At 72.2% G+C, this 21,171-nt stretch carries 19 protein-coding genes, 1 tRNA gene and 1 pseudogene; 17 read left to right on the top strand and 4 right to left on the bottom strand.

What is annotated here, in order from left to right:
- Nucleotides 1-72 precede the first annotated feature (72 nt).
- Nucleotides 73-729, bottom strand: a complete 657-nt coding sequence (locus ACZ56U_RS17245; protein ID WP_469084825.1) for a 5-formyltetrahydrofolate cyclo-ligase — start codon at nt 727-729, stop codon at nt 73-75.
- Between the two features lie 61 nt (nt 730-790).
- On the opposite strand from ACZ56U_RS17245, the gene galU reads away from it, so the two are divergent.
- The 7 genes from galU to ACZ56U_RS17210 all read left to right on the top strand — a co-directional run bounded on the left by galU (nt 791) and on the right by ACZ56U_RS17210 (nt 6,429).
- Nucleotides 791-1,693: a UTP--glucose-1-phosphate uridylyltransferase GalU gene (gene galU / locus ACZ56U_RS17240; RefSeq protein ID WP_469084824.1), complete on the top strand. Its 903-nt coding sequence runs from the start codon at nt 791-793 to the stop codon at nt 1,691-1,693.
- A gap of 5 nt (nt 1,694-1,698) precedes the next feature.
- A complete protein-coding gene (glp, locus tag ACZ56U_RS17235; RefSeq protein WP_469084823.1) occupies nt 1,699-3,021 on the top strand; it encodes a molybdotransferase-like divisome protein Glp in 1,323 nt (440 codons plus the stop codon).
- Between the two features lie 85 nt (nt 3,022-3,106).
- Nucleotides 3,107-3,586 (top strand): cyclic pyranopterin monophosphate synthase MoaC, encoded by a 480-nt coding sequence (gene moaC, locus ACZ56U_RS17230; protein WP_353695155.1) that lies wholly within the window; start codon nt 3,107-3,109, stop codon nt 3,584-3,586.
- Nucleotides 3,583-4,089: a MogA/MoaB family molybdenum cofactor biosynthesis protein gene (locus ACZ56U_RS17225; protein WP_469084822.1), complete on the top strand. Its 507-nt coding sequence runs from the start codon at nt 3,583-3,585 to the stop codon at nt 4,087-4,089. Before moaC ends, ACZ56U_RS17225 begins: the two co-directional genes overlap by 4 nt.
- A 20-nt stretch (nt 4,090-4,109) precedes the next feature.
- The gene (locus tag ACZ56U_RS17220; protein WP_469084821.1) at nt 4,110-4,754 is read left to right on the top strand and encodes a GNAT family N-acetyltransferase; all 645 of its coding nucleotides are present in this window, start codon (nt 4,110-4,112) and stop codon (nt 4,752-4,754) included.
- A 195-nt stretch (nt 4,755-4,949) separates the two neighbouring features.
- A complete protein-coding gene (sepX, locus tag ACZ56U_RS17215) occupies nt 4,950-6,239 on the top strand; it encodes a divisome protein SepX/GlpR (protein ID WP_469084820.1) in 1,290 nt (429 codons plus the stop codon).
- A gap of 116 nt (nt 6,240-6,355) precedes the next feature.
- Nucleotides 6,356-6,429 (top strand) — tRNA-Ala (locus tag ACZ56U_RS17210).
- Between the two features lie 274 nt (nt 6,430-6,703).
- On the opposite strand, the gene ACZ56U_RS17205 is transcribed toward ACZ56U_RS17210, so the two are convergent.
- Nucleotides 6,704-7,180 (bottom strand): GNAT family N-acetyltransferase, encoded by a 477-nt coding sequence (locus tag ACZ56U_RS17205; protein ID WP_469084819.1) that lies wholly within the window; start codon nt 7,178-7,180, stop codon nt 6,704-6,706.
- A 66-nt stretch (nt 7,181-7,246) separates the two neighbouring features.
- On the opposite strand from ACZ56U_RS17205, the gene ACZ56U_RS17200 reads away from it, so the two are divergent.
- Nucleotides 7,247-8,077 (top strand): exodeoxyribonuclease III, encoded by an 831-nt coding sequence (locus tag ACZ56U_RS17200; RefSeq protein ID WP_469084818.1) that lies wholly within the window; start codon nt 7,247-7,249, stop codon nt 8,075-8,077.
- Here ACZ56U_RS17200 and ACZ56U_RS17195 read toward each other — a convergent pair.
- Entirely contained in the window at nt 8,074-8,694 is a 621-nt protein-coding gene (locus tag ACZ56U_RS17195; protein ID WP_469085058.1) for a MerR family transcriptional regulator, read from the bottom strand. The genes ACZ56U_RS17200 and ACZ56U_RS17195 overlap by 4 nt on opposite strands.
- 157 nt (nt 8,695-8,851) lie before the next feature.
- Here ACZ56U_RS17195 and ACZ56U_RS17190 point away from each other — a divergent pair, with 157 nt between their 5' ends.
- The 4 genes from ACZ56U_RS17190 (at nt 8,852) to ACZ56U_RS17175 (ending at nt 12,528) form a co-directional block, all read left to right on the top strand.
- Complete coding sequence (locus ACZ56U_RS17190; protein ID WP_469084817.1) at nt 8,852-10,399, top strand: flavin-containing monooxygenase; 1,548 nt, start codon at nt 8,852-8,854, stop codon at nt 10,397-10,399.
- A complete protein-coding gene (locus ACZ56U_RS17185) occupies nt 10,396-11,313 on the top strand; it encodes an alpha/beta fold hydrolase (protein WP_469084816.1) in 918 nt (305 codons plus the stop codon). The genes ACZ56U_RS17190 and ACZ56U_RS17185 overlap by 4 nt, the downstream gene beginning before the upstream one ends.
- Nucleotides 11,310-12,194, top strand: a complete 885-nt coding sequence (locus tag ACZ56U_RS17180; protein WP_391234393.1) for an SDR family oxidoreductase — start codon at nt 11,310-11,312, stop codon at nt 12,192-12,194. The genes ACZ56U_RS17185 and ACZ56U_RS17180 overlap by 4 nt, the downstream gene beginning before the upstream one ends.
- A 112-nt stretch (nt 12,195-12,306) precedes the next feature.
- Nucleotides 12,307-12,528, top strand: coding sequence for a hypothetical protein (locus ACZ56U_RS17175; RefSeq protein WP_469084815.1), 222 nt, complete (start codon nt 12,307-12,309; stop codon nt 12,526-12,528).
- A gap of 145 nt (nt 12,529-12,673) precedes the next feature.
- Here ACZ56U_RS17175 and ACZ56U_RS17170 read toward each other — a convergent pair whose 3' ends face one another.
- Nucleotides 12,674-15,916, bottom strand: coding sequence for a S41 family peptidase (locus tag ACZ56U_RS17170; RefSeq protein WP_469084814.1), 3,243 nt, complete (start codon nt 15,914-15,916; stop codon nt 12,674-12,676).
- A gap of 176 nt (nt 15,917-16,092) precedes the next feature.
- Here ACZ56U_RS17170 and ACZ56U_RS17165 point away from each other — a divergent pair, with 176 nt between their 5' ends.
- The 5 genes and pseudogenes from ACZ56U_RS17165 to ACZ56U_RS17145 all read left to right on the top strand — a co-directional run bounded on the left by ACZ56U_RS17165 (nt 16,093) and on the right by ACZ56U_RS17145 (nt 21,116).
- Nucleotides 16,093-16,698 (top strand): TetR/AcrR family transcriptional regulator, encoded by a 606-nt coding sequence (locus ACZ56U_RS17165; RefSeq protein WP_469084813.1) that lies wholly within the window; start codon nt 16,093-16,095, stop codon nt 16,696-16,698.
- Nucleotides 16,699-16,825: 127 nt separating this feature from the next.
- The gene (locus ACZ56U_RS17160; protein WP_469084812.1) at nt 16,826-19,036 is read left to right on the top strand and encodes an MMPL family transporter; all 2,211 of its coding nucleotides are present in this window, start codon (nt 16,826-16,828) and stop codon (nt 19,034-19,036) included.
- Nucleotides 19,037-19,143: 107 nt separating this feature from the next.
- On the top strand, nt 19,144-19,719 hold the full coding sequence (locus tag ACZ56U_RS17155) for an isochorismatase family protein (RefSeq protein ID WP_469084811.1): 576 nt from the start codon (nt 19,144-19,146) through the stop codon (nt 19,717-19,719).
- 61 nt (nt 19,720-19,780) lie between these two features.
- Nucleotides 19,781-20,275, top strand: a complete 495-nt coding sequence (locus ACZ56U_RS17150; RefSeq protein WP_469084810.1) for a YbaK/EbsC family protein — start codon at nt 19,781-19,783, stop codon at nt 20,273-20,275.
- A pseudogene (locus ACZ56U_RS17145) lies at nt 20,272-21,116 on the top strand (EamA family transporter). The gene ACZ56U_RS17150 and the pseudogene ACZ56U_RS17145 overlap by 4 nt, the downstream one beginning before the upstream one ends.
- Nucleotides 21,117-21,171: the final 55 nt, after the last annotated feature.

Raw genomic sequence — 21,171 nt, 5'->3', positions numbered from 1 at the left:
ACTGACGGCGAACCGTCCAGGGGCCCTCCACGCGCGCGTGGAGGGCCCCTCGCATGATGAGCGCGCCGCGCCTCACCCGTCCCCGCGGAAGCGGCGCACGCCCGACGGCGTCACCACCGCGTGCACCGGTCGGTCATGCGCCTCCTCCGGCACGGACTCGACGACCTCGACGTCGTAGAGCAGCACCACCAGCGCGGGGTGCGCGCCCGCGTGCTCCAGGCGCGCCAGCACCCGGTCGTACGACCCGCCGCCGCGCCCCAGGCGCATACCGCGCGCGTCCACCGCCAGGCCCGGCAGCAGGACGACATCGGCGGCGGTCACGGCGTCCGGGCCCAGGCGGGCGCCGGCGGGCTCGTAGAGAGCCATCCTCCCGCCGTGCCGGACGCGCGTCAGGGAGTCCTCGCCGGTGTACGCGCCCCAGTCCAGGTCGTTGTCGGGCAGGAGCGCCGGGAGCAGGACCCGTACGCCCCGCGCGCGCAGCGCGTCCAGGAGCGCGAGGGTGCCGGGTTCGCTCCCCACGGAGACGTACGCCGCCACCGTGCGCGCCCGCGCCAGTTCGGGCAGCTCCAGCGCCCTCCGGGCCAGCGCGGTCGCGGATTCCCGCACGTCATCGGCCGTCAACCTGTTCCTCACCGCGAGGAACTCCCGCCGCAACGTTCGCTTGTCAGGCTCGGCCGGACGTCCGGTGTCGCTCACAGGTCGCTCCCGTACCCTTCCCAATACGCTCATATCAGAGCTAATTAATCGGAGCCTCAGATTCCCTGCAAAGGCACCGGATAAGGTTGCGGGCATGACTCAGTCACACCCTCGGATCAGCAAGGCTGTCATTCCCGCAGCAGGTCTTGGCACCCGGTTCCTGCCGGCCACCAAGGCCACTCCCAAGGAGATGCTGCCGGTCGTCGACAAGCCGGCGATCCAGTACGTGGTCGAGGAGGCCGCCTCCGCGGGTCTCGACGACGTCCTCATGATCACGGGCCGCAACAAGCGGCCGCTTGAGGACCACTTCGACCGCAACTACGAGCTGGAATCGGCGCTTCAGAAGAAGGGCGACGCCGGCCGGCTCGCGAAGGTGCAGGAGTCCAGCGACCTCGCCACCATGCACTACGTCCGCCAGGGCGACCCCAAGGGCCTCGGTCACGCCGTCCTGTGCGCGGCGCCCCACGTGGGCCACGAGCCCTTCGCCGTCCTCCTCGGCGACGACCTGATCGACCCGCGCGACCCGCTGCTCAAGCGGATGGTCGAGGTCCAGGAACAGCGCGGCGGCAGTGTCATCGCGCTCATGGAGGTCGCACCCGAGCAGATCCACCTCTACGGCTGTGCGGCCGTGGAGACCACCGACGACGGCGACGTCGTCAAGGTGACCGGCCTCGTCGAGAAGCCCGACGCCGCGGACGCCCCGTCGAACTACGCGGTCATCGGCCGCTACGTCCTCGACCCGCACATCTTCGACATACTGCGCACGACCGAGCCCGGCCGCGGCGGCGAGATCCAGCTCACCGACGCCCTCCAGCAGCTCGCGGCGGACGAGAAGGTCGGCGGCCCGGTGCACGGCGTCGTCTTCAAGGGCCGCCGCTATGACACCGGTGACCGCGGCGACTATCTGCGTGCCATTGTCAGACTCGCGTGCGAACGTGAAGACCTGGGCCCGGACTTCCGGACCTGGCTTCGCAGTTACGTAGCCGAGGAGATGTAGCAACGTTGAGCAGCGCCGCGCCCCACGCCACCGGCCAGGACCACCTCTGGTCGGTGGACGAACACCTGGAGGACATCCTCGCGACCGTCCGCCCCCTCGAACCCATCGAGCTGCAACTCCTCGACGCCCAGGGCTGTGTCCTGGTCGAGGACGTCACGGTGCCGGTCTCGCTGCCGCCGTTCGACAACAGCTCCATGGACGGGTACGCGGTACGGGTCGCGGATGTCGCGGGCGCGAGCGAGGAGTTCCCCGCCGTCCTGGACGTCGTCGGGGACGTCGCCGCGGGCCAGGCCGACCTGCTCCACGTGGGCCCCGGCCAGGCCGCCCGCATCATGACCGGCGCCCCGCTGCCGCCGGGCGCCGAGACCGTCGTCCCCGTCGAGTGGACCGACGGCGGCCTCGGCGAGGGGCCCGTGACCGGCATGCGCGCCCGCGCCCTGGCTCCCGAGGGCGCCGAGGGGCACGTGCACGTGTACCGGCCCGCCGAGGCACGCGCGCACGTACGCGCGAAAGGCAGCGACGTGAAGGCCGGCGACCGCGCCCTCCAGGCCGGCACCATCCTCGGCCCGCCGCAGATCGCGCTGCTCGCCGCCATCGGCCGCGGCACGGTACGCGTACACCCGCGCCCGCGCGTGGTCGTCATGTCCACCGGCAGCGAACTCGTCCCGCCCGGCGAGCAGCTCGGCCACGGCCAGATCTACGACTCCAACAGTTTCGCCCTCACCGCGGCCGCCCGGGACGCCGGTGCCATCGCCTACCGTGTCGGCGCCGTCGCCGACGACGCCGAGACCCTCCGCGACACCATCGAGGACCAGCTCGTCCGAGCCGACCTCATGGTCACCACGGGCGGGGTGAGCGTCGGGGCGTACGACGTCGTCAAGGAGGCGCTGTCGCACGTCGGCGACGAGGACGAGGCCGGCAGCGGCATCGACTTCCGCAAGCTCGCCATGCAGCCCGGCAAGCCCCAGGGCTTCGGCTCCATCGGCCCCGACCACACCCCGCTGCTCGCCCTGCCGGGCAACCCCGTCTCGTCGTACGTCTCCTTCGAGCTGTTCGTCCGGCCCGCGATCCGCGCCCTCATGGGCCTTGAGGACGTGCACCGGCCGCGCGTGACCGCGACGCTGACCGCGGGCAAGGCGCTGACCTCGCCGAAGGGGCGCAGGCAGTTCCTGCGCGGCAGCTACGCCGACGGCGCGGTGACGCCGGTCGGCGGCGCCGGGTCGCACCTGGTCGCCGCCCTCGCGCACGCGGACGCGCTGATCGTCGTCCCCGAGGACGTCGAGTCCGTCGAACCCGGCACCGAGGTCGAGGTGGTCCTGCTCGGCTGAGCGCTCCTGGTTGGCGGTACCGTGTCGCGCACAACAGGCCCGCGCGCCGTACCGCGAAGGGCCGGGACCGGGAGCGCCGCACAGCATGAGTACGCAGGACCGACTGACCCACATCGACGAGGCGGGCGCTGCCCGCATGGTCGACGTATCCGACAAGGACGTGACCGCGCGCACCGCCCGCGCCAGCGGCCGGGTCCTCGTCTCGCCCCGGGTGATCGAGCTGCTCCGCGGCGAGGGTGTCCCCAAGGGCGACGCCCTCGCCACCGCGCGCATCGCGGGCATCATGGGAGCCAAGCGCACCCCGGACCTGATCCCGCTGTGCCACCCCTTGTCGGTGTCAGGTGTGAAACTGGACCTGTCGGTCGCGGACGACGCCGTGGAGATCCTCGCCACGGTGCGGACGACGGACCGCACGGGCGTCGAGATGGAGGCCCTCACCGCGGTCTCCGTCGCCGCGCTCACCGTGATCGACATGGTCAAGGCGGTCGACAAGGGAGCGGTCATCACGGACGTACGGGTGGAGGAGAAGACGGGCGGCAAGTCGGGCGACTGGAGCCGGGCATGACGTATCGCGCACTGGTGGTCACCGCCTCCAACCGGGCGGCGGCCGGGGTCTACGAGGACAAGGGCGGTCCGTTGATCGCCGCGGGCCTGAAGGGCTTCGGGTTCGAGGTCGAGGGACCGCAGGTCGTGCCCGACGGGGAGCCCGTCGAGGCGGCCCTGCGCGCGGCCGTCGACGCCGGGTACGACGCCGTCGTCACCACCGGCGGCACCGGTATCTCGCCCACCGACCGCACCCCCGAGGCGACCCGCGCGGTGATCGACTACGAGGTGCCGGGCATCGCCGAGGCCATCAGGACGTTCGGCCGGCAGAAGGTGCCGACCGCCGCGCTCTCCCGGGGGCTGGCGGGGGTGGCGCGCGGGACGCTGATCGTCAATCTGCCGGGTTCCACCGGTGGAGTGAAGGACGGACTCGCGGTCCTTGAGCCCCTGTTGGTCCACGCCGTCGAGCAGATCCGCGGCGGGGACCACCCCAGACCCGGGGCCGGTAGTGGGGGTGCGAGCTGAACAGCCCCTCCTGGCCCGTCGTGCTGGCGGACGGCGATGTCGTCCTCCGGCCCATAAGGATGCGCGACCAGCGTGCCTGGCGCGACGTCAACCGGCGCAACCGCGACTGGCTGCGGCCCTGGGAGGCGACCATCCCGCCGCCCACGCCCACCGGACCGATCGTGCACCGGCCGACCTACCGGCAGATGGTGCGGCATCTGCGCTCCGAGGCGAACGCGGGCCGGATGCTGCCGTTCGTCATCGAGTACCAGGGGCGGCTCGTCGGGCAGTTGACGGTGGCCGGGATCACCTGGGGGTCGATGTGTTCCGGGCACGTCGGCTACTGGGTGGACGAGTCGGTGGCCGGCCGCGGGGTGATGCCGACAGCGGTGGCGCTCGTCGTGGACCACTGTTTCCGCAGCGTCGGCCTGCACCGCATCGAGGTCTGCATTCGCCCGGAGAACGGGCCCAGCCGCCGGGTCGTGGAGAAACTCGGATTCCGCGCGGAGGGGATCCGGCCCCGTTATCTCCACATCGACGGGGCCTGGCGCGACCACCTCGTCTTCGCGCTCACCGCGGAAGAGGTGCCGGAGGGACTGCTCGGGCGCTGGCAGCGGGCACGCGCACAGAAGGCGCCGGACACCACCCCCCGGAACCCGCAGAACACGCCGGGGAACCCCGCATAGCGTGGGAAGCGCCAGGGAAATTGAATAAATGTTCGAGAATGATCGTGCGGCGACCGTCTCCGGGCATTAATTTCGCGGCCGGGCGGCCTGTTGATCGCATCGGTCACAAAAAAAGCTAGAAATATCAGCCAGATCGTGCGACACACCGGCCCAATTGGCGGATGGCCTCACGCGAATCCCTCTACCGTGTGAGGCGTGAGCAGCAGCGGCCTCATCTACGCAGTCATTGTCGGGGCCTGGGCCGCCTACTTGGTGCCGATGTGGCTCCGTAGGCAGGACGAGCTGAACGAGGCCCGTCCGACGGAACGCTTCAGCACCGCCATCCGGTTGCTGTCCGGACGGGCGGGTATGGAGCGCCGGTACGCCAAGGACCTGCGGGCGCGCTCCACCGAGGAGGGGGAGTCCAGCGCCGTCGACCCGGATGCCGTCACCGACTCGGTGGACGTCCGGGCCTTTGCCATGCCTCCGACGCGCCCGCAGGCGCGCGCGGAGGTGAAGGCGCCGGAGCGCCGGGAAGCGGCGCGTGAACCGATGCGCCCGCCGGCGCGCGAGCGAGGGGCCGATCCGGCCGCGCACGCCCCGGCCCCGCACGCCTTCGCGCCGGCGCCCGCACCCGGATCCGGATCCGCGCCGACGCGGAAACACGTGCCCGCGCCCCGGCGCTCGCCCGCCGCGGAAGCCGCCGCGGCGCGCGCCCGGCGCACGAAGGCGCTCGCACGTCGGAGGCGCACCACAGTGGTGCTCTTCTTCGCCTTCACGCTGGGCGCGATCGTCGCCGCCGTCGGGGGGCTCACGTTCCTGTGGGCGCCCGGCGTGCCCGCCATACTGCTCAGCGCGTACATCGCCTACCTGCGTTCCCAGGAACGCCGCCGGTTCGCCTACCAGATGGACCGGCAGCGGGCCGAGGAGGCCGCCAAGCGGCTGAAGGAGCGGGCGCGCCAGCCGCGCCGGCGCCCGGCGGCCGAGGCCGTCGACGCGGACGACCCGGACGGGGGACCAGAGACGCAACACGACCCCGGGCTCTCGGCGCTCGCCGCCGACCGGCGCGCCCTCGTCGAGCAGACCGACCACGCCGAGTGGGTCGACCAGCAGCGCGAGCGGCAGCGCAGGCCGGGCCACGGGGACAGCTGGGAGCCGGTGCCGGTGCCGCTGCCGACGTATGTGACGGCGCCGGTCGCCCCGCGGGCCACGGCCGACGTGGACCTGGGCGCGCCGGACGCGTGGAGTTCCGCGCGGTCCAGTTCGGTCGCCGGGGAACGGGAGGCGCACAGTGCCGCCACCGAGTCCCAGGCCGAGCGGGACGACGCGGCCGGGCACCGGGCGGCGGAGGCGTCGGCCGACGCCGAGGACGAGGACAGGGCAGAGGAGGGCGGGCGCAGCGACGCCCGTCGGGCCGCGTCCGCGCGACGGGCGCGGGAACGGGGGCGTACGCCGTTGTTCGACCAGTACGAGGACGGCGAGCGGCCGCGCGCGGCCAACGAGTAGGCACGGCGCCCCGGGCGGTCGCGGCCACCCGTCCCACCTGTGGCTGGGCCCTCGGGCGGGCAGAGAACGGATTTCCAAGCACCCCGATCGGGGTGCTAAGGTTTCACTCGTTGCAAGGGCCTGTGGCGCAGTCCGGTAGCGCACCTCGTTCGCATCGAGGGGGCCAGGGGTTCAAATCCCCTCAGGTCCACGCAGCATAGAGCCTCTGTCGGTGAGAACCGACAGAGGCTCTTGCACGTTCCGGAGCCTCTTTCGTCACCCCCGGGCGGGGGCGTTCCGGCGTAGCGCGAGAGCCGCCGGGAGTACCGCCGAGGTGACTGCCAGCAGGGCGCAGGTTCCGCTGACCGCGGCGAGTTCGGGCCAGGGGAGGCGGAGCGCCGCGAGCGCCCCGGATCGACCGCGCGCGCCTCGGACTTGATGAGGGCGACGCCGTCCTCCTCGCGGCACCGCCTCCGCCGGCCCCGTCACAGCGCCTTCGCGAAGCACCGGCTCGCCTCGTGATGCCGGTAATAGCCGAACTTCTCGCACGGTTCGTAGCCGCTGGACACGTACAGCGCGATGGCCTCCGGCTGCTTGTCGCCGGTCTCCAGGACCATGCGGACCCGGCCCGCGGCACGGGCGTCCTCCTCCAGCGCGGCCAGGATGCGCCGGGCGAGGCCCTGGCCGCGCGCCTGCTCTATGACGTACATGCGCTTGAGCTCGGCGTCGCCGTCGCGATTGCCCTCCCCGTTGGCGTCCTGGACCCGCCAGCCGCCCGTGGCGACGGGGACGTCCAGCGCGTCGTAGGCGATCAGGTAGACCCCGTTCGGGGGGTCGAAGTCCGCCGGGTCCATGGGGGTGGCGTCGCCGCCGTCGCCGTAGCGGACGCCGTACTCGGCCTGGACCTGGTCGTTGAGCTTCACGGCGTCGGGGTGGTCGAAGGAGAGGCGACGGATATTCATGCTTCCTACCGTATGTCAATGCATTCCAGAACGGGATCCAGTCCAGTGTGCCGGTATCGTTCCGGGGTGCTCACTGTGACCTCTGTGAATGTGAACGGGCTCCGCGCCGCCGCCAAGAAGGGTTTCGTGGAGTGGCTCGCGGGGACCTCCGCCGACGTGCTGTGCCTCCAGGAGGTGCGCGCCGAGCCGCAGCAGCTGCCCGAGGAGGTCCGCACCCCCGAGGGCTGGCACGTGGTGCACGCCCCCGCCGCCGCCAAGGGCCGGGCCGGTGTCTCCCTCTACACGCGCCGGGAGCCCGACCGCGTCCAGGTCGGCTTCGGGTCGTCGGAGTTCGACACCAGCGGGCGTTACGTCGAGGCCGACCTGCCGGGTGTGACGGTCGCCTCCCTCTACCTCCCCTCCGGCGAGGTCGGCACCGAGCGGCAGGACGAGAAGGTCCGCTTCATGGACGAGTTCCTCGCCTACCTCAAGGAACTGCGCGAACGCTCCGCCGCCGACGGCCGCGAGGTCGTCGTCTGCGGCGACTGGAACATCGCCCACCAGCCCGCCGACCTGAAGAACTGGCGCGCCAACCAGAAGAGCTCCGGCTTCCTGCCCGAGGAGCGGGAGTGGCTGACGCGTGTCCTGACCCTGTCCGACGGCGGCTACGTCGACGTGGTGCGCGCCCTGCACCCGGAGGTCGAGGGGCCGTACACCTGGTGGTCGTACCGGGGCCGGGCCTTCGACAATGACTCGGGATGGCGCATCGACTACCAGCTCGCCACCCCCGGCCTGGCCGCGAAGGCGGTCAAGGGCTTCGTGGAGCGGGCCGCCACCCACGCCGAGCGCTGGTCGGACCACGCGCCGGTGACCGTGGTCTACGACCTCCAGGCCGCCTTCCGGCCCCTCCCGCTCTAGTCCCGCTTCCGCAGCCGTCGGTCCAGTGCCAGTGACAGTTCCGCCTCCACCACGCTGCGCGCGAGCGGGCGCAGGCGGGGGATGTCGTCCTCCGTGGCGTGCTGGAGGACCAGTTCGGCGAACATCTCCGCCAGGGCGTCGACGTGTTCGCGCACGCGTCGGCCGGCGGCGAGGACCTCGGCGAGGGGGATGCCCTCGGCGACCAGGGCGGAGGACACGTCGAGGAGGCGGCGGCTGATGTGGACGATCTCGCCGCCGTCGGTGCCGAGGTAGCCGAGGTCCAGGGCGGCGGCGAGGTTCTCCGCGGTGACCTGGCCCTCGAAGCGGGCGGCGAGTTCCTCGGGGGTGAGGTGGACCGGTTCCTCCTCGGTGGGCGCGGCGACGCCCAGGAGGTCGGCCACGTCGCGGCCGTGGTCCAGGGCTTCGGCGAGTTCCGCGATGCCGGTCAGGGTGTGGCCGCGTTCCAGGAGTGCCGCGATGGTGCGCAGGCGGGCCAGGTGGTGGTCGTCGTACCAGGCGATGCGGCCCTCGCGGCGGGGCGGCGGGATCAGTTTGCGTTCGCGGTAGAAGCGCAGGGTGCGCGGTGTGATGCCGGCCAGGCGGGCCAACTCCTCCATGCGGTACTCGCGCTTGTGCGTCACTCCCGCAGCCTATGTTGTACCGCCGGTAACTTTCCTTCCCCGCCCCCTACCCATCGGTACGCGGCTGTCCTACGCTCCCATTGCGCCAGTGTTCACTGGCAGAGTCCGATGAGTGATGCGTGGAGGCTTCGGGATGACCGAGCACGAGCATGTGCGGGTGGCGGTGATCGGGTCCGGGTTCGGCGGGCTCGGGGCCGCCGTGCGGCTGCGGCGCGAAGGCGTCACCGACTTCGTCGTCCTGGAGCGGGCCGGCAGCGTGGGTGGCACCTGGCGGGACAACAGCTACCCCGGGTGCGCCTGTGACGTGCCCTCCCATCTGTACTCCTTCTCCTTCGCGCCCAACCCCGACTGGCCGCGCACCTTCTCCGGGCAGCAGCACATCCGCGCCTATCTGGAGCACGTCACCGACGTCTTCGGGCTGCGCCCGCACCTCCGCCTCGACTCCGAGGTGAAGATGATGACCTGGAACGCCGAGAGGCTGTGCTGGGACATCGAGACCAGCGGCGGGCGGCTCTCCGCCGACCTCGTCGTCTCCGCCACCGGGCCGCTCTCCGACCCGAAGGTCCCCGACATCCCCGGCCTCGACTCCTTCCCGGGCAAGGTCTTCCACTCCGCCCGCTGGGACCACGACTACGACCTGCGCGGCAAGCGGGTCGCCATGGTCGGCACCGGCGCCTCCGCGATCCAGATCGTGCCCGCCATCCAGCCCCTCACCGAGCGGCTCACCCTCTTCCAGCGCACCCCGCCCTGGGTCATGCCCCGCGTCGACCGGGCCATCGGCGGTGCCGAGCGGGCCCTGCACCGGGCGCTGCCCTTCACCACCCAGGCCCGGCGCGGACTGCTGTGGGGCATCCGGGAGTTGCAGGTCCAGGCCTTCACCAAGCGCCCCAACGAGCTCGGGCTGGTCGAGAAGCTGGCCAAGGCCAACATGGCGCGGGCCATCAAGGACCCCGCCCTGCGGGCCAAGTTGACCCCCGACTACCGCATCGGCTGCAAGCGGATCCTGCTGAGCAGCACGTACTACCCGGCGCTCGCCCAGCCCAACGTCGACCTCGTGGCGAGCGGGCTCAGCGAGGTCCGCGGCTCCACCCTCGTCGCGGCCGACGGCACCGAGACCGAGGTCGACGCGATCATCTTCGGCACCGGTTTCCACGTCACCGACATGCCGATCGCCGACCGGGTCGTGGGCGCCGAGGGCAGGACCCTCGCCGAGGCCTGGAAGGGCGGGATGGAGGCGCTGCGCGGGGCCTCCGCCGCGGGCTTCCCGAACTGGATGACGATCATCGGGCCCAACACCGGGCTCGGGAACTCCTCGATGATCCTGATGATCGAGTCCCAGCTGAACTACCTGGCCGACTTCGTGCGGCAGCTCGACGTGCTGGGCGGCCGGGCGGCCCTGGACGCCCGGCCGGGCGCCGTCGCCGCCTGGAACCGGCGGGTGCAGGAGCGCATGCGGCGCACGGTGTGGAACACCGGCGGCTGCACCAGCTGGTACCTCGACGAGAACGGCCGCAACACCACCATCTGGCCCGGGACCACGACCGAGTTCCGGCGCGCGACCCGGCGCGTGGACCTCACCGAGTACCAGGTGATCCGCGCCAGGACGGTCGGGAACGGGCCCGTCGAGAAGAACCCGCACAGCCTGAAGGACGACACGGACGAGAAGAAGGTGAACGCGTGAGCCGGCTCATGCACGTGGCCTCCGGGCCGTACGCCCCACCCGCTCCCACGCGTGAGCTGACCGTCGTCTCCGCCGACGGCGCGCGCCTGCACGTAGAGGTGCACGGGGCGCAGAACGCGCCGCCCGTGGTCCTCGTGCACGGCTGGACCTGCTCGACGGCCTTCTGGGCGGCGCAGATACGCGACCTCGCCGTCGACCACCGGGTCATCGCCTACGACCAGCGCGGCCACGGACGCAGCCCGGCGAGCCCGGTGTGCAGCACCGACGCCCTCGCCGACGACCTGGAGGCCGTCCTGAGGGAGACGCTCGCGCCCGGGGAGAAGGCCGTGCTCGCCGGGCACTCCATGGGCGGGATGACGGTGATGGCGACGGCCGACCGCGCGGTCTTCCGGGAGCACGCCGCCGCCGTCCTGCTGTGCAGCACCGGTGCCTCGCGGCTGGTCGCCGAGTCGACGGTCGTCCCCCTGCGGGCGGGACGGCTGCGGACCTGGCTGACCAAGCACGTCCTCGGCTCGCGGGCCCCGCTCGGGCCGGTCACGCCGCTCGCCCGCCGGATCCTCAAGTACGCGACGATGGGCCCCGGTTCGGCCCCGCACATGGTGGAGGCCTGCGCACGGATCGTGCACTCCTGTCCCCGCCAGGTGCGCCACGCCTGGTCCCAGGTCCTCGACCTGCTCGATCTCGACCACGCGGTGCGGTCGTTGCACGTGCCCACGGCGGTCGTGGTCGGTGGCGCCGACCGGATGACGCCGGCCGTGCACGCGCGGTCGCTGGTCGCGGCGCTGCCGAACTGTGTCGGGCTCACCGAACTGCCCGGGCTCGGGCACATGACTCCGGTGGAGGCACCGGAGCTGATCACCGGCAGGATCCGGGAGCTCGTGGTGACATACGCAACGATCAAGGAGGGCGCATGAGCAGGGTCAGCCTCGAAGGACAGGTCGCGGTCGTCACCGGAGCGGCGCGCGGTGTCGGTGAGTTGCTCGCCCGCAAGCTGTCCGCGCGCGGGGCGCGGGTGGCGCTGGTCGGGCTGGAGCCGGACGCGCTCAAGCAGGTCGCCGAGCGGCTGCACACCGACAGCGACCACTGGTACGCCGACGTCACCGACCATGAGGCGATGGCCCAGGTGGCGCGGGAGGTGAAGGAGCGGTTCGGGAAGGTCGACATCGTGGTGGCCAACGCCGGTGTGGCCAGCGGCGGTCCGTTCGTCGGCTCCGACCCGGAGGCGTGGCGGCGGGTGATCGAGGTCAACCTGATCGGCTCGGCGGTGACCGCGCGGGCCTTCCTGCCGGTGCTGATGGAGAGCCGGGGGTATCTGCTCCAGATCGCCTCGCTGGCCGCGATCACCCCGGCGCCGATGATGACCGCGTACTGCGCGTCCAAGTCCGGTGTGGAGGCCTTCGCGCACAGTCTGCGGGCCGAGGTGGCGCACCAGGGCGTACGGGTCGGGGTCGGTTATCTCTCCTGGACCGACACGGACATGGTCCGCGGGGCCGACCAGGACGACGTCATGCGGGAGCTGCGGCAGCGGTTGCCGTGGCCGGCCAACAAGACCTATCCGCTCGGACCGGCGGTGGACCGGATCGTGGCGGGCATCGAGCGGCGGGCCGTCCATGTGTACGGCCAGGGGTGGTTGCGCGGCATGCAGGGCGTGCGCGGGTATCTGCCGGGGATCATCGGGACGGTCGGGCAGCGGGAGATGCGGCGGTTCGGGGACCGGCTGGCGGGAGTCCGTTCGGGGCTCGTCGGCGCGGGTGGGGCGGCGGACGAGGAGGCGCGTGCCGCGCGTCGCGGCTGACCTCGGCTACGCACCGTAGTTGATCGACATGCGCACGGTGACCGGTCATGTGAATCTGGTCGAGGCCCCGGTACGGGGCTCATCCCCTCACCCGATTCGGGAGTGAACCCACATGGGTATGAAGGACCAGTTCCAGGACAAGTCGGAGCAGTGGCAGGAGCAGGCCAAGCAGAAGGCCCAGCAGGGCCGGGAGCAGGGCCGCGAGCCGAGTCGCGAGCAGGGCCGCGAGCCGGGTCGTGAGCCGGGTCGTGAGCGCGGCCAGCGGCGTGACGAGGAGTCGGAGCGACTCCAGCGCGAGGAGCAGGAGCGGCTCGAGCAGGACTACGACATGTAGCTGCGGCTCGCTTCAGCCGTGAACGTGGGGTGCCCTGTGTGTCGGGGCGCCCCACGTTCGCGTTGCCCGCCGTCGGCCCGGGTGGTCCCCAGCCCCCTGAGACGCCCCCCAAGGCGCCCCCAAGGTGCCCCCCCCGAGACGCCCCCTAAGACGTCGACCTGGGCGGCAGTTTCGGTCGGGAACGGTCCGGCACGTTCGCGTAGTCCGGGGGCGTCGCCGGCGGGTTCTTCCGCAGCAGCTCGACCGCCAGTCGCACGGCGTCGTCGAGCTGTACGTGTCTGCCCTCCGCCCAGTCCAGGGGGGTGCGCAGCACCTCCAGGTCCGGTGTGACGCCGCGGTTCTCGATGGACCAGCCGTAGGCGTCGAACCAGGCCGCGTTCATGGGGACCGTGATGACGGTGCCGTCGCCGACGGTGTGGCGGCCGGTCATGCCGACGACCCCGCCCCAGGTGCGCTGGCCGACGACGGGGCCGAGCCCGAGGAGTTTGAAGGCGGCCGTGATCATGTCGCCGTCGGACGCGGTGGCCTCGTCGGCGAGGGCGACCACCGGACCCCGGGGGGCGTTGGAGGCGTACGACACCGGCTGGGCGTTCCGCGTGAGGTCCCAGCCGAGGATGGTGCGGGTCAGTTTCTCCACGACCAGTTCGCTGATGTGGCCGCCCGCGTTGCCGCGTACGTCGACGATGAGCGCGGGGCGGGAGACCTCCAGGCGCAGGTCCCGGTTGAACTGGGCCCAGCCGGAGCCGCCCATGTCGGGGATGTGCAGGTAGCCGCAGCGGCCGCCGCTCAACTCCCGTACCACCTGGCGGCGTTTGGCCACCCAGTCCTGGTAGCGCAGCGGGCGTTCGTCGGTGAGCGGGACCACCGCCACCCGCCTCGCGCGGCCCTCGCCCTCCGCCGGGGTGAACGTCAGCTCCACCGTCGTACCGCCCGCGCCCGCCAGGAGGGGGTAGGGGCCGGTCACCGGGTCCACCGGGCGGCCGTCCACATGGGTCAGGACCGCGCCCTCGCGGATGCCGGTGCCGGCCAGCGGGGAGCGCGCCTTGGAGTCGGAGGAGTCGCCGGGCAGGATCCGGCGGACCGTCCACCCGGCGTCCCTGCGCACGAAGTTGGCGCCCAGCAGGCCCTGTAGCCGCTGGTAGTGGGGCGGGCCCTCGTTGCGGCGGGCCGGGGTGACGTAGGCGTGCGAGGTGCCCAGTTCGCCGAGGACCTCGCGCAGGAGGTCCGCGAACTCGTCGGGGGTGGCGACCCGTTCGACCAGCGGGCGGTACTGCGCCAGCACGCCGTCCCAGTCGATGCCGCACATCCCCGGCTCCCAGAAGTACGCGCGGATGATCCGGCCCGCCTCCTCGTAGGCCTGACGCCACTCGGCGCCCGGGTCCACCTCGTGCAGGATGCGGCGGGCGTCGATCCAGACGGTCGAGTCGCTGTCGCCGGTCTCGGTGGCGGGCACCGCGCGCAGGTCGCCCTCGTCGACGACGACCAGGCGGGAGCCGTCGCCGCTCACCGCGAACCAGTCGAGGTGCTCGATCAGTTCGGACTTCTTCGCCTTGGTGATGTGGAAGTACTCCAGGGTCGGACGGCCGCTGGTGTCGTCCGGGTTGGCGAAGGTCTCGCCCAGCGCGCCCGAGATCGGCCAGCGCAGCCAGACCAGTCCGCCGCCCGCCACCGGGTGCAGCGCCGAGTACTTGGAGGCGGCGACCGGGAAGGGGGTGACGCGGCTCTCCAGGCCCTCGACCTCCACGGTGACCGTGCTGCCGTCGCCCGGCTCGTCCTCCTCCGGGTCCAGTCCGCCCGCCGCCGGGCGGCCCTCGGGGTTCAGCGCGAAGGGGGAGGGGGTCGCCGAGGACAGCGGGACCAGGTACGGGCGGCAGCCCAGCGGGAAGGACAGGTCGCCGGTGTGGACGTCGTAGACCGGGTCGAAGCCCCGCCAGGAGAGGAAGGCCAGATAGCGGCCGTCCCGCGTGAAGACCGGGTTCTCGTCCTCGAAGCGGCCGTTCGTCACGTCGACGATCAGCCGGTCCTTGATCCGGGCCATCTTGATCTGGCGCAGCGAGCGCCCGATGCCCGGGTGCGACCACGTCAGCCAGCAGCCGTCGGGGGAGAAGGCCAGGTCGCGGACCGGGCCGTTGACCGAGCGGACCAGCTCGGTGACCTCGCCGGCGGAGTCCTCGGTGGCGTCGATGAGGAGGAGGCGGCCGTCGTGGGAGGCGAGGGCGAGGCGTTCGCCCCGGGGGTCGGCCACCAGCTCCAGGACCCGGCCCAGCGCGCCGGAGGCCAGGCGGCGGGGCGCGCGGTCGCCGGTCGCGCGCGGGAGGTAGGCGATCTCGACCGCGTCCTCGCCCTCCGCGTCGGTCACGTACGCGACCTGGCCGACCGGGCCGAGCATCTCCGGGAGCCGGACCCGTACGCCGGGGGTGTCGGTGATCGTACGGGCGGGGCCGTCGCGGTGGGTCAGCCAGTACAGGCTGCCGCGCACGACCACGGCGCTCGCGCGGCCCGTCTCGTCCACGGAGACGCCGTCCACGTGGTGGGCGGCCGGCACCTGGTAGGCGCGGCGGCCGGTGCGCGGTCCGCCCAGCCGTACGTCGAGCCGGCGCGGCTCGCTCGCGAGGTCGTCGACGATCCACAGGTCGCCCGCGCACTGGTACACCACCCGGGTGCCGTCGCTCGCCGCGTGCCGGGCGTAGAAGGCGTCGTGGTCGGTGTGGCGGCGCAGGTCGGAGCCGTCGTGGGCGCAGGAGTAGAGGTTGCCGACGCCCTCGTGGTCGGAGAGGAACGCGATCCGGCCGCCGACGAACATGGGGGAGTGCAGGTGGCCCTCGAGGTCCTCCAGCAGGCGGTGTCCGTGCAGCCAGAGGCGGCCGGTGGCGCCGCCCCGGTAGCGCTTCCAGGCGGCCGGTTCGTGCGGCGGGGTGCCGGTCAGGAGCAGGGTGCGCCGCTCACCGTCGAGGTCGGCGACCTGGAGGTCGGAGACCGGGCCCCAGGGGAGCTTGCGGCCGGGGTCGCCGTCGGTGGGGACCTTGTAGGCCCAGGTGAAGTACGAGAAGGGCTCGCCGTGGGAGGCGACCGCGAGGATCTGGGCACCTCTGTCCCCGTCAGGGGGTGTCCAGCCGCAGACCTGGGTGTCCGCCGAGCCCCAGTAGGTGAGCCGTCTGCCCGGGCCGCCCGCCACGTCGACCAGATGGATCTCCGGCACCAGACTGCGCCAGCTCGTGTACGCGAGGTGGCGGCCGTCGGGGGAGAAGCGGGGGTGGCCGACCTTGGTGCGGTCGGCGGTCAGACGCCAGGCGCGGGCCGTCCCGTCCAGGGGGGCCAGCCACAGGTCGTCCTCGGCCACGAAACACAGCAGGTCACCGCTCAGGTGCGGCAGGCGCAGATAGCTCACCTCCCCATGCTTTTCCGGGGGATGGACCGGAGCAACTTATGAAAAATCGCCGGACGCCCGCACGGGGGCGCGCACGGCGTGAGCCACGACACGTACGAAACCGTTTCGTTTCGAACGTGGGTGCGCTACATTCGGCTTGTACGAAACCGTGTCGTTCGGACTGGGAGGCGGGACTCATGACCGAGGTCGCGACCACGCGTCGCAGCCGGATCACGCCGGAGCGCGAGGCCGAGCTGTACGACGCCGTGCTCGAACTGCTCCGCGAAGTCGGCTACGACGCCCTCACCATGGACGCCGTCGCCGCCCGGACCCGGTCCAGCAAGGCCACCCTCTACCGTCAGTGGGGCGGCAAGGCCGAGCTGGTCGCGAAGGCCGTACGGCACAGCAAGCCCGGCGGCATGGCACTCCAGGAGATCGACACCGGCTCGCTCCGGGGCGACCTCCACGCCCTCACCAAGAAGTCGGACGACTGCGACCTGGAACAGAACTCCGCGCTGATGCGGGGCCTGGCCATGGCGGTCCACGGCAACCCCGATCTGCTGGCGGCCTTCCGCGCCCACCTCATCGAACCCGAGGTGGCGGAGTTCCGCCGGGTGGTGCAGCGGGCGATCGACCGGGGCGAGGTGCGTGCCGACAACCCGGCGATCGATTTCATGCTCCACATGATGCTCGGCGGGTTCGCCGCCCGCACGATGATCGACGAGCTGCCGCCGACGCAGGCCTTCCTCCTTTCGTACATCGACGCCGTGGTCCTCCCTGCCCTCGGCGTGCCCACCACCTGAAGTCCCCTCCCCGTAGCCGGCACCTGACGTCACCGCTCAAGTCGTCGGGACGATCACCCATGTCCCCAACGGGTCGATCACCCCTTCCCTGCACGAACACACACGACCTGACCGGGAGTACGCCCACGTGGCCACATTCCTCTACCGGCTCGGCCGGCTCTCCTTCCGACGACGGCACGTCGTCGCCCTGATATGGGTGGCCCTGCTGGTGCTCGCGGGCGCCGGCGCGGCCGGCGCGCCCGCCGCGGGCGCCTCGTCCTTCTCGATGCCCGGCACCGAGGCCCAGAAGGCCTTCGACCTGCTGGACCAGCGCTTCCCCGGCATCAGCGCCGACGGCGCGACCGGCCGCCTGGTCTTCAAGGCGCCCGAGGGCGAGAAGATGACCGACGCCGCCAACAGGGCGACCGTCGAGAAGACCGTCGAGGAACTCGGCGACGGCTCCGAGGTCGTCTCCGTCTCCGACCCCTTCACCACGAACGCCGTGAGCAAGGACGGCACGGTCGCCTACACCTCGGTGCGCTACGAGGTCTCCGGCATGGAGCTCAAGGACACCACCCGCGACGCCCTGGAGAAGGCCGGCGACGACGCCCGCGACGCCGGGCTCACCGTCGAGGTCGGCGGTGACGCGCTCCAGGCCGGGGCCGAACCGGGAGCCGTCGGCGAGATCATCGGCCTCGCCATCGCCGCGGTCGTCCTGGTCATCACCCTGGGCTCGCTCGTCGCGGCCGGACTGCCGCTGCTGACCGCGATCATCGGTGTCGGCATCGGCGTCTCCACCATCACCGTCCTCGCCAAGACGCTCGACCTCGGCGACACCACCTCCACCCTCGCCCTGATGATCGGCCTCGCGGTCGGCATCGACTACGCCCTGTTCATCGTCTCCCGCTTCCGCGGCGAACTGGCCGAGGGACGCGATCGCGAGGACGCGGCCGGACGCGCCACCGGCACCGCGGGCTCGGCGGTGGTCTTCGCCGGTCTCACCGTCGTGATCGCCCTGGCCGGACTCGCCGTCGTCAACGTGCCGATGCTCACCAAGATGGGCCTCGCCGCGGCGGGCACGGTCGTCGTCGCCGTCCTCATCGCGCTCACCATGATCCCGGCCATGCTCGGATACGCGGGCCGGAAGATCCGCCCGGCGGGCCACAAGCGCACGAAGGGCGCCGCGAAGAGCGAGGGCGCGGCCAGGCCCAACATGGGCACCCGCTGGGCCTCCTTCGTCATCCGCCGCCCGGCCGTCGTGCTGCTGCTCGGCGTGGTCGGCCTCGGCAGCATCGCCCTGCCCGCCACCCAGCTGGAGCTGGGCCTGCCCGACGACGGCTCGCAGCCCACCTCCACCACCCAGCGGCGCGCCTACGACCTGCTCTCGGAGGGGTTCGGTCCCGGCTTCAACGGTTCCCTGATGAGCGTCGGCGACGCTCGGGACAGCGACGACCCGAAGGCCGCCGCCGCCGAGGTGATCGACCGGATCAAGGGCCTGGACGACGTCGTGACGGTGACGCCCGCGACCTTCAACAAGGCCGGGGACACCTTCACCATCACCGTGATCCCGGACTCCAAGCCCTCCTCCACCAGGACCGAGGACCTGGTGCACGCCATCCGGGACATCGGCGCGGACGTCAAGGCCGACACCGGCACCGACGTCCTGGTCACCGGCACCACCGCGATGAACATCGACTTCTCGCAGAAGCTCACCGACGCGCTCGTCCCGTACCTGGCGCTGGTGGTCGGGCTGGCCTTCCTGCTGCTGATCGTGGTCTTCCGCTCGATCCTGGTCCCGCTGAAGGCGGCCCTCGGCTTCCTGCTGTCGGTGCTCGCCGCCCTGGGCGCGGTCGTCGCGGTCTTCCAGTGGGGCTGGCTCAGCGGTCTGCTGGGCGTCGAGGAGACCGGCCCGATCATGTCGATGATGCCGATCTTCATGGTGGGTGTGGTCTTCGGTCTCGCGATGGACTACGAGGTGTTCCTCGTGACCCGGATGCGGGAGGCCTACGTGCACGGCGAGTCACCGAGCCAGGCCGTGGTGACCGGGTTCCGGCACAGCGCCCGGGTCGTGGTCGCCGCCGCGGTCATCATGATGGCCGTCTTCGGGGGCTTCATCAGTTCCAGCGAGTCGATGATCAAGATGATCGGCTTCGGCCTCGCGATCGCCGTCTTCTTCGACGCGTTCGTCGTCCGTATGGCGATCGTCCCGGCCGTCCTCGCCCTGCTCGGCAAGAAGGCCTGGTGGCTGCCGAAGTGGCTGGACCGCGCGCTGCCCAACGTGGACGTCGAGGGCGAGGGCCTGCGCGACCTGGGCGACGACGACAAGAAGGACGAGGACCGGCAGCTGGTACGGGTCTGACCCGACCCTGATCCGCCGAGGTCGGGCCCGGGCCGCCGCCCGGGTCCGACCTGTCCTGTCCGGGTCCGACCCGGCCGTTGTCAGTGCCCGCGGCTAGCGTGTACCTCATGACCACACTGCCCGCACGACCCCGCACGGCACTGCTCGTCATCGACGTCCAGAGGGGTGTCGTCGCCGAGGCCCACCGGCGCGACGAGGTCGTCGCCAACATCGCGGCGCTCGTGGAGCGGGCCCGCGCCGAGGAGACACCGGTCGTCTGGGTCCAGCACTCCGACGAGGGCCTGCCCCGGGGCAGCGAGCCCTGGCAGTACGTCGAGGAGCTGTCCCGCCTCGGCTCCGAGCCCCTGGTCCACAAGAGCCACGGTGACTCCTTCGAGGGCACCGACCTGGAGCAGGTTCTCGCCGACGCCGGCATCGGACACCTGGTCGTCACCGGCGCGGAGAGCGACGCCTGCGTCCGCTCCACGATCCACGGCGCCTTCACCCGGGGGTACGACGTGACGCTCGTCGCCGACGCCCACACCACCGGCGACAAGAGCGCGTGGGGCGCCCCGCCGCCGGACCAGGTCATCACCCACACCAACCTCTACTGGCGCTTCCAGACGGCACCGGGCCGCACGGCCGACGTGGCGGAGACGACGACGGTGACGTTCGAGGCGCCCGGCGAGGAGGACGGGGCCTGACCCGCGGCGGCGTCGGGAACTCGGTCGCCCGCCGTCCGCACCGACCGCTAGCGTGCGGTGCATGACGACAGACTCCGGAGCGCACCCCCTGTTCGCCGAAGCTCTCGACGCCCTCGGTCTCGGGGAACTGCGCGCCGAGATCCGACGCTTCCCGGACGCGACCCGCACCGCCGCCGAGGCGGCCGCGGCGATCGGCTGTGAGCTGAGCCAGATCTGCAAGTCGCTGATCTTCGCCGCGGACGGGGTGCCGGTGCTGGTCCTCATGGACGGGGCGTCCCGGGTGGACGTGGAGCGGGTGCGGCGGGAACTCGGCGCCCAGAAGGTGACCCGGGCCAAGGCGGAGATGGTGCGCGAGACGACGGGGTTCGCCATCGGCGGCGTACCGCCCTTCGGGCACCGGACCAGGACCCGGGTGCTGGCGGACCGCTCGCTGCTCGACCACGACCTGGTGTGGGCGGCCGCCGGCACCCCGCACACCGTCTTCCCCATGGAGCCCAAGACGCTGATCGCCCACGCGGGCGGCACCCTGGTGGACGTCCGCGAGCAGCCCGCGTGACCCCGCTGGTCACCGCCGCCGTCCTGCTCGCCGCGGTCACCCACGCCAGCTGGAACGCCCTCGCGCACAAGATCCCCGACAAGCTGGTCGGGTTCACGCTGATCGCGGGCGGCGGGATGCTGATCGGGCTGGCCCTGGCGCCGTTCGCGGCCTTCCCGGCGGCGGGCGCCTGGCCGTATCTGCTCGCCTCGGCGGGCATCCACATCGCGTACTACGCGCTGCTGATGACGTCCTTCCGGCTCGGCGACTTCGGGCAGGCGTACCCCATCGCGCGCGGACGGCGCCCCTCGTGGTCACCGTGCTCGCCGCGCTGTTCGCGCACGAGGTCCCCGACGGCTGGGCCGCGGCGGGCATCGCGGTGTCCTGCGCCGGACTGACCGGCGTGGCCCTGTGGGGACTGCGCGGGCGCCGGCCCGACTGGGCGGCGATCGGGGCGGCGCTGGCGACCGGGCTGACCATCGCGGCGTACACCGTCGTCGACGGGCTCGGCGTCCGCGCCTCCGGCTCCTCCCTCGGCTACATCGCCTGGCTGATGGCCGTGCAGGGCGTGGTGCTCCCGGCGTACGCGGCCTGTCGTCGGCGGGGGCGACTGGTGCCCGCCCTGCGGCCGTTCGCGGTCCTCGGACTGGTCGGGGCCGCCCTCTCCGTCACCGCGTACGGGCTGGTGCTGTGGGCCCAGACCAGGGCGGAACTGGCACCCATCGCCGCGCTGCGCGAGTCGTCCATCATCGTCGGCGCGGCGATCGGCGCGGTGTTCTTCAAGGAGCGCTTCGGGATGCCGAGGATCGCCGCGGCGGGGCTGCTGGTCGTCGGCATAGGGCTGATGCTGCACTCCGGGTAGCGCTCGTACGGGTGAACCGCGCGTCCGGCCCGTGGTTTCTCTGGTAGCAACGGCC

Source organism: Streptomyces sp. NPDC034103, from assembly GCF_055575395.1.
Note: the sequence above shows the minus strand (reverse complement) of the source record. Positions and strands in the feature narration are given on the sequence as shown.

Excerpts from the sequence above, each read along its gene's own strand:
- ACZ56U_RS17245 (WP_469084825.1), bottom strand. The coding sequence starts at position 729 with ATGAGCGTATTGGGAAGGGTACGGGAGCGACCTGTGAGCGACACCGGA.
- galU (WP_469084824.1), top strand. The coding sequence starts at position 791 with ATGACTCAGTCACACCCTCGGATCAGCAAGGCTGTCATTCCCGCAGCA.
- moaC (WP_353695155.1), top strand. The coding sequence starts at position 3,107 with ATGAGTACGCAGGACCGACTGACCCACATCGACGAGGCGGGCGCTGCC.
- ACZ56U_RS17225 (WP_469084822.1), top strand. The coding sequence starts at position 3,583 with ATGACGTATCGCGCACTGGTGGTCACCGCCTCCAACCGGGCGGCGGCC.
- ACZ56U_RS17205 (WP_469084819.1), bottom strand. The coding sequence starts at position 7,180 with ATGAATATCCGTCGCCTCTCCTTCGACCACCCCGACGCCGTGAAGCTC.
- ACZ56U_RS17195 (WP_469085058.1), bottom strand. The coding sequence starts at position 8,694 with ATGGAGGAGTTGGCCCGCCTGGCCGGCATCACACCGCGCACCCTGCGC.
- ACZ56U_RS17190 (WP_469084817.1), top strand. The coding sequence starts at position 8,852 with ATGACCGAGCACGAGCATGTGCGGGTGGCGGTGATCGGGTCCGGGTTC.
- ACZ56U_RS17180 (WP_391234393.1), top strand. The coding sequence starts at position 11,310 with ATGAGCAGGGTCAGCCTCGAAGGACAGGTCGCGGTCGTCACCGGAGCG.
- ACZ56U_RS17175 (WP_469084815.1), top strand. The coding sequence starts at position 12,307 with ATGGGTATGAAGGACCAGTTCCAGGACAAGTCGGAGCAGTGGCAGGAG.
- ACZ56U_RS17165 (WP_469084813.1), top strand. The coding sequence starts at position 16,093 with ATGACCGAGGTCGCGACCACGCGTCGCAGCCGGATCACGCCGGAGCGC.
- ACZ56U_RS17155 (WP_469084811.1), top strand. The coding sequence starts at position 19,144 with ATGACCACACTGCCCGCACGACCCCGCACGGCACTGCTCGTCATCGAC.
- ACZ56U_RS17150 (WP_469084810.1), top strand. The coding sequence starts at position 19,781 with ATGACGACAGACTCCGGAGCGCACCCCCTGTTCGCCGAAGCTCTCGAC.